Source organism: Herbaspirillum sp. UBA812 (assembly GCF_002296545.1).
GTDB lineage: Bacteria > Pseudomonadota > Gammaproteobacteria > Burkholderiales > Burkholderiaceae_D > Herbaspirillum > Herbaspirillum huttiense.
On record NZ_DBIC01000004.1, the window covers coordinates 1 to 7,110 of the forward strand.

7 protein-coding genes are annotated in these 7,110 nt (G+C 66.6%); 1 reads left to right on the forward strand and 6 read right to left on the reverse strand.

Annotated features, from left to right (window positions below; all coding sequences use genetic code 11):
• Positions 1-557, reverse strand: a 557-nt coding sequence (locus tag B3873_RS00125) for an aldehyde dehydrogenase family protein (RefSeq protein ID WP_286863428.1), incomplete at its 3' end; no start/stop codon positions are given.
• 46 nt (positions 558-603) lie between these two features.
• Positions 604-1,002 carry a RidA family protein gene (locus B3873_RS00130; RefSeq protein ID WP_209567756.1) on the reverse strand — a complete coding sequence of 133 codons (399 nt, stop codon included), beginning with the start codon at positions 1,000-1,002 and terminating at the stop codon, positions 604-606.
• 126 nt (positions 1,003-1,128) lie between these two features.
• Here B3873_RS00130 and B3873_RS00135 point away from each other — a divergent pair, with 126 nt between their 5' ends.
• Positions 1,129-2,073: a LysR family transcriptional regulator gene (locus B3873_RS00135; protein WP_034332077.1), complete on the forward strand. Its 945-nt coding sequence runs from the start codon at positions 1,129-1,131 to the stop codon at positions 2,071-2,073.
• Between the two features lie 6 nt (positions 2,074-2,079).
• On the opposite strand, the gene B3873_RS00140 is transcribed toward B3873_RS00135, so the two are convergent.
• The 4 genes from B3873_RS00140 to B3873_RS00155 all read right to left on the reverse strand — a co-directional run.
• Complete coding sequence (locus tag B3873_RS00140) at positions 2,080-3,405, reverse strand: NAD(P)/FAD-dependent oxidoreductase (RefSeq protein WP_286863431.1); 1,326 nt, start codon at positions 3,403-3,405, stop codon at positions 2,080-2,082.
• Position 3,406: 1 nt separating this feature from the next.
• Positions 3,407-4,141, reverse strand: a complete 735-nt coding sequence (locus B3873_RS00145) for a cupin domain-containing protein (RefSeq protein WP_209532035.1) — start codon at positions 4,139-4,141, stop codon at positions 3,407-3,409.
• A gap of 256 nt (positions 4,142-4,397) precedes the next feature.
• Entirely contained in the window at positions 4,398-6,335 is a 1,938-nt protein-coding gene (locus B3873_RS00150; RefSeq protein WP_209532036.1) for an ABC transporter ATP-binding protein, read from the reverse strand.
• 4 nt (positions 6,336-6,339) lie between these two features.
• Positions 6,340-7,110 (reverse strand): ABC transporter permease (locus B3873_RS00155; RefSeq protein ID WP_286863435.1); only part of this gene is annotated, 771 nt, incomplete at its 5' end.

The following is a 7,110-nucleotide window of genomic DNA, read 5'->3' on the forward strand; positions in this document are numbered from 1 at the left end:
CCCACGGTGCAACCGGCTGCCAGTGCCGGGCCGACCTTGGCGGTGATCTGGTAGATCGGCCAGTTCCAGGGCGTGATGAGGGCACACACGCCGATCGGCTCGCGCACGATGGCAGTGGTGCCGCGCGGGCGAATGAAGGGATAGTCCGCCAGGTTGTCGCGCGCCACGCGCAGGTGTTCGGCGGCCAGCGGCACATGGGCGGTGCGGGCATAGGTGATGGGAGCGCCCATCTCCAGCGTCAGCGCCTGGGCGAACAGTTCGGTGCGTTCCACCAGCAGGGCGTGAACACGACCGAGCAGCGCGGCGCGCTCCAGCGGCGAGGTCGCGGCCCAGGCCGGAAATGCCCGGCGCGCAGCCTGCACCGCCTGGTCCACGTCGGCGGCGTTGCCCAATGCGATCTCGCAGACACGCTCCTCCGTGGCCGGCGAGACCACGGCGGCGCCCCCGTCGCCTTGCGGGCGCTGCCACTGGCCGTCGATGTAGAAGTGATCCAGGCGGCCGTTGCGCTTGAGGTGCGCCAGTGGAGAGACGATGTCGGTGGAAGCGGTGCGGGTCATGTCGGGGGTGTCCTTGTTTCGGGTTGGTTGCGCGTACGGCGCAGTGTCACAGCAGTGCCGTGGCCTCCACCTCGACCTGCAGGCCGAAGTGCAGTGCCGGGACCGGCACCACGGCGCGCGCCGGGCGGGCGCTGCCGGCCCAGCGTGCGTAAATCTCGTTGAAGGCGGGCCAGTGCGCCACATCGGTGAGATAGATGCGGACCTGCAGCAGCTTGCCGATGTCGCTGCCGGCACCGGCGAGTGCGGCTTCCACATTGGCCAGCACCTGCAGTGCCTGCATTTCGAAGCTGGCCTCGGTGAGCTTGTGCCCGCTCGCATCGATGGGCAACTGGCCCGAAATGAAGACCATGCCGTTGCCGATGGCCACATGGCTGTAGTGGCCGCCCGGTGTGGCCAGGCCGGTCGGGTTGAGGGTAACGGGGGCGGTGTGTGCTGTGTTGTTCATGATGGGCAAGGCTGAAGTGGCAGGAAGGCCGGTCAGGATAACCGACGCATTTCCTGTGATGGACTGTAGCCAAAAGACCTTCAGCGATGTTTAATGTTCGTTCAATTCACCATTAAGAGATTTTTAATGCTGCAACTCGATGACATGCAACTGCTGCGTGCCCTGGGCTCGGCCAGCTCGCTGGCTGGCGCTGCCCGCCTGCTCGACCTGACGCCACCGGCAGTGACGGTGCGCCTGCAGCGCATCGAGGACCGCGTCGGCGTGCGCCTGGCCAATCGCGCCGCGCGCGGCTTCGCGCTCACCGACGAAGGCCAGCGCCTGGTGCAGGAAGCCATGGACATCCTGGAGCGCATCGAATCCATCACCGCCAGCGTCTCGCGTGAATCGGACCGCGGGGCCGGCGGCAACCTGGCCAACGTCAGCGGTTCGCTGCGCGTGGTCGCGCCCTTCGGCTTCGGTCGTCGCTACGTAGCACCGCTGATCCGCGATTTGCACCGCAGCCATCCCAAACTGAGCATCTCGCTGCTGCTGGCCGAAAGTCCGCTGGCAGCTTCCACCGGCGCTGACGCCATCATCTCCATCGGGCGCGTCAAAGGCTCCTCCTGGGTCGGCCACTTCCTCGCGCCCAATGCGCGCTTCCTGTGTGCCGCGCCGGTGCTGGCCAAACGCATGCAGCGCATCAAGCATCCTTCCGACCTGGCCGAGTATCCCTACCTCAGCCTGCGCGAGAACGACGACGACCTCAGCCGCCTGCGCTTTACGCCCGTCGACAGTGCCGGCCGCCGTACCGGCAAGGCGCTCACGGTCAAGCTCAATGGCGCGCTGTCGTCCAATGACGGCACCATCACGCGCGACTGGGCGCTCGATGGTGAAGGCTTCGTGGCGCGTTCCGAATGGGATTGCGCGCATCTGGTCGCCGATGGCAGCCTCAAGCGCGTGCTGCCCGGCTGGCAGCTCGATCCCGCGCCCATCATGGCGCTGCTGCCGGGCCGCCAGGGCCTGACGCTGCGCCAGCGCGTCTTCCTCGACGCCGCCAAGCGGGCCTTCCAGCCCGTCCCCTGGCGGCGCTGAACTGCTTCAGAAATCCGCGACCTTGCCCCAGGACGAATCCGAGAAACGATTGGGGTGGTAGGGACGCGGATCGACGATGGGCTCCACACCGCTGGCCAGGTCCGCGATCAGGTGACCCGCACCCGGCCCGATACCGAAACCGTGACCGGAAAAACCGGCGGCCAGGATCAGGCCCGGCGTCTGCGGCAACTCACCGATGCCCGGCACGCCATCGGGCGTGCTGTCCACATAACCGGCCCAGGTATGCGTGACCTTGGCCTGCGCCAGCTGCGGCAGCAACTCGACCGCACGGCGATGGGTGGCCCGGATCGAGACCGGATCAGCCGACGCATCCAGGATGCGCATGCGTTCCATCGGCGTGGGCGCATCCATGCGCCAGCGCGACAGGGTCTCGTGGCCACTGCGCCAGGCTTCCAGCCCGCCCGGCGACAGGCTGCGCCAGCGCTTGGCGAACATCGGCAGGAACTGCGGGGAGAAGCGCAGGAACTGCATGGTCGGATCGACCCGCGCGCGGCCGCTGATGGCCAGCGCATAGGAGCCGTTGCTGCGGCGGGTGACGGCCACGCCAGACGTGTAGAGCGCGCCCGGCAAAGGCTGCTCCATGGGCGCCACGCTCATGATGGATTGCCGCACGGATGCCTGCGGGAAGCGAATACCCAGTTGATGGCAGAACGATGAGGCCCATGCACCACCGGCCATGACGGCCACCTTGGTCTTGATGACACCGGCTTCGGTGATGACACCCGAGACGCGGCCACCTTCGGTTTCGATGCCGCGTGCGGCGCATTGCTGGATCACGTGGCCACCCAGTTTCATGATGGCGCGCGCCACGGCGGGTGCTGCCTTGCCCGGGTCGGCAGTGCCGTCGGTGGGCGAGAAGACGCCGCCTTTCCAGGCGCGTCCGGTGGCATGGCCGCGCTCGGCAGCTTGCTTGGCATCGAGCATGTAGGTGGTCACGCCGGCAGTCTTGGCGAAGTCTCCCCAGGCCGCCCAGCGGGCGATTTCTTCATCATCGTTGGAGAGATAGAGCAGGCCGCAGCGCGTAAAACCGGTGTCTTCGCCGGTCTCGGCGGAGAATTGTTCCCACAGGTCGATGCTCTTGGTGGCCATCGGCAGTTCGCGGGCGTCGCGATTCTGCTGGCGGCACCAGCCCCAGTTGCGGCTGGATTGTTCGGCACCGATGCGGCCCTTCTCGATCACCGCCACCGAGACGCCACGCTTGGCCAGATAGTAGGCGGTGAAGATGCCGATGATGCCGCCGCCGATGACGACCACATCGGCCGACGCCGGAGGAATGGTAGAACTCTGGACCTGCACGAGCGGGGGCGACATCTTACTTTCCTCCCTCGGCGGCGACGGTCTGCACCACGTAGTACTTGGCCACGCGCTCACTGCTCTCCCAGCCGATGGCCGCACCCAGCGGCACGAAGACGGCGTCGCCGCGCTCTACGGAAACCACGCTGCCATCCGGTTCGGCAAAGCGCACGCCACCGTCGAGGATGTGCATGAATTCATTGACCGGATGGGCGCGCACGATGCGGTGGTAAGGGGTGGAATCCCAGGTGCCGATCTTGCAGCCGATGGAGCTTTCATCGATCACGTTGTCGCTGCGGCAGGTGGGTACGTCGCCCAGCAGGATTTCCTTGGGCAGCGAATTGGCCGAGGGCTTGAAGTTGGCCTCGGCCACCAGCGGGAACACACCCGGCTGCACCGGCTGCGGGCAGTCGGCCGCGCAGAACATGACGAGGGTCGGCTGCGTGGCGGTGATGCGCACGGCCGCACCGGTGGCAATGACCACGCCGTTGTCGGGCTTGATCACCAGCGGTGCGGCACCTTCGGCTTCGATACGCAACTCGCCCTGCACCACCACCAGGGTTTCCTGATGCGGGAAGCGGGCGATGTCGAGGCTGCCTTCGAAGCGCAGGCGGCCTGCGCTCATGCCGCCGATGCCCTGCCAGGCGATCTCGCGCGAGGCGGCAAAGGGGTCGGAGGCGCCCAGCGCGCCCGGATGGAAGGGGGTGGATACGGGGGTGCCGGAGGCACGGTACAACACCAACGCTGCAGTCATTTCTTCTCCTGTTTCCTTGGGGATGGGCAGGAATGCGAGACCGACTCCACGGTGCTCTTGCGGTCCTGCCCGAATCTTAGCTTCATGGCCGGCCCTGCGGCCGGCGGCATGCCATCCATGACGATGCTACGAGCCGCGCCTGATCCTGTGATTAATGCTCAACGAATCCAGCATTAAATACGGCTTAATGCTCGTCGCCTGCCTTGCCTGCCCGCCATGGCGCGCGGCCAGGCAGGCGACCGGGTGGGTCACCGGGTCAGACGGTGATGCCCTCCACCGGCACCAGCGGCATCTGCGACTGCTGCAGGTCGGAATCCGAACGGTGGCAAAGAATCTCGCCTCCGTGTTCCATGTTGCGGCGGCGCGGCGGTACCACGTTGCAGACGCCATCGATGCGCTGCGCACAGCGCGGCAGGAAGGCGCAGATCTCCGGCGACGGATCGACCGCGCCAATCGGCGGCAGCTTGTGCTGGCCGGCCCCGGCCACCTGTTCCAGCCAGCCTTGCTGCATGGCCGGGACCGACGACAGCAGCAGGTGCGAATACGGGTGATAAGGCGGCGCCATCATGGCTTCGCGCGGGCGGTTGGCGACCATGCGGCCGGCGTAGAGCACCACGATGTCGTCGCAGATGGCGCGTACGGTGCTGATGTCGTGGCTGATGAACATGTAGGACACCTGCAGCTCGCGCCGCAGCTCGGCCAGCAGTTCCAGGATGGCGGCGGCCACCACGGTGTCCAGCGCCGACGTCACTTCGTCGCACAGGATCAGGTCGGGCTTGGCGGCCAGTGCACGGGCCAGGTTCACGCGCTGCTTCTGGCCACCGGAGAGTTCGGCAGGCAGGCGGTCGATGACGCTGGAAGGCAGCTTGACCAGGTCCAGCAGTTCGGCCGTACGGCGGCGCATGGCCTCGCCCTTCAAGCCGTGATAGAAAGACAGCGGACGATTCAGGATGCGGCCGATGGAGTGCGCCGGATTGAGCGCAGTGTCGGCGTTCTGGAACACGATCTGCACGCGGCGGAATTGTTCGCGGGTGCGCCCTTCCAGCGTAGGCGACAGGTTCTGCCCATCGAGCTGGATGCTGCCGCGCGCCGGCGCGATCATGCCGGCCACGGCACGCGCCAGGGTCGTCTTGCCGGAACCGGATTCGCCGATGATGCCCACGGTGCTGCCACGCTGGATGGTGAGATTGATGTCATCCAGGATGCGCACGCCCGGCAGGCCCAGCCGGTCCGGTGCGCCGTAACCGGCCACCAGGCCGCTGATGCGCAGCAGCGGGGCACGGGCTTCGGCCGGTACGGTCTCGGGCAGGATCTCGCGCAGTTGCACCACGCGCGCAGCCGGGCAGGCGGCGGCGATCAGGCTTTGGGTGTAGGTGTCGGCCGGGGCATGCAGCACCTGGTCGGTGGTGCCGACTTCGCGCACCGCACCGTCACGCAGGACGATGATGCGGTCGGCCATCTGCGCCACCACGGCCAGGTCGTGCGACACGTAGACGGCGGTCGTGCCAATTTCCTTGACCACTTTCTTGAAGGCGCGCAGCACCTCGATCTGGGTCGTCACGTCCAGCGCGGTCGTGGGTTCGTCCAGGATCACCAGTTCCGGATCGGTGATCAGGGCCATGGCTGCCATCACGCGCTGCAACTGGCCACCGGAGACCTGGTGCGGATAACGCTCACCGATCTTGTCGGGGTTCGGCAGGGCCAGCGCACGGAACAGCTCGACCGCCTTGCGCATGGCGCTGGCCTTGTCCATCACGCCGTGCTGCAGAGCGCTTTCGATCACCTGGTCCATCAGGGTACGGGCCGGATTGAAGGCCGCCGCCGCACTCTGGGCGATGTAGGCCACATGGTGGCCGCGCATGGCCAGCAAGGCCTTCTCATCCATCTGGTCGATCTGGCGCTGGCCGATGCGCACCTGGCCACCGGCGATCTGGCAACCGGAACGCGCATAGCCCAGCAGCGACAGTGCAATGGTGGTCTTGCCGGAACCGGATTCACCGATCAGGGCCAGCACTTCGCCGGGGGCCACGGTGAAATTGACGTTCTTGACGATCTCGACCTGGCTGCCGTCGTCCTTGCGGGCATTCACGCGCAGGCCCTGCACTTCCACCAGGGGCCGCACTGCCGCTGCACCCGCTGCAGCACCGGCACCGACGCCGCTTTCCTTGCCGAGGAAGATATCGAATTGCTTCACGGGCTTACTCCTTGGCAGCGCGCTTGCTGCGCAGGTTATCAATCAACAGGTTCACGCCGATGGTCAGCGATGCAATCGCCAGGGCCGGCATGATCACCGCCAGGGCGCCTTCGCCCAGGCCGGAAATGTTTTCGCGCACCAGCGAACCCCAGTCCGCATCCGGCGGCTGCACGCCCAGCGAGAGGAAGCTCAGGCCCGACAGCAGCAGCACCACGTAGACGAAGCGCAGACCGAAATCGGCCAGCACCGGGCGGATCATGTTGGGCAGCATTTCCACGGTCATGATGTACCACACGCCCTCGCCGCGAGCGCGCGCCGCCTGCACGTATTCCATGGCCTGCACGTTGACCGCCAGCGAACGGGCGATGCGGTAGGCACCGGGCATGTAGGTGATGGCAGCGGTGAGCACCAGCAGGAACATGGAAGAGCCGAAGGTGGCCACCATCATCAGCGCGAACATCTTGCTGGGAATCGAGATCAGGGCATCGAGCGCACGGCTGATGACGGCATCGCGCCAGCCGCCCGAGAAGGCCGCGAACAAGGCGATGGCGGTACCGGAGAGGCTGGCCACCACGGTCGACAGCAAGGCCAGGCCGATGGTGGCGCGGGTGCCGAAGAGGATGCGGCTCAGCATGTCGCGGCCCAGGTAGTCGCTGCCCAGCAGGAACTTGTGGCTCATGCCGGAGAACACGTCGGTATCGACGATGGCAGTGGCGTCGTAGGGCGAGATGCTGGGGCCGAGGATGGCCATCAGGATCCAGAAGCCGACGATCAC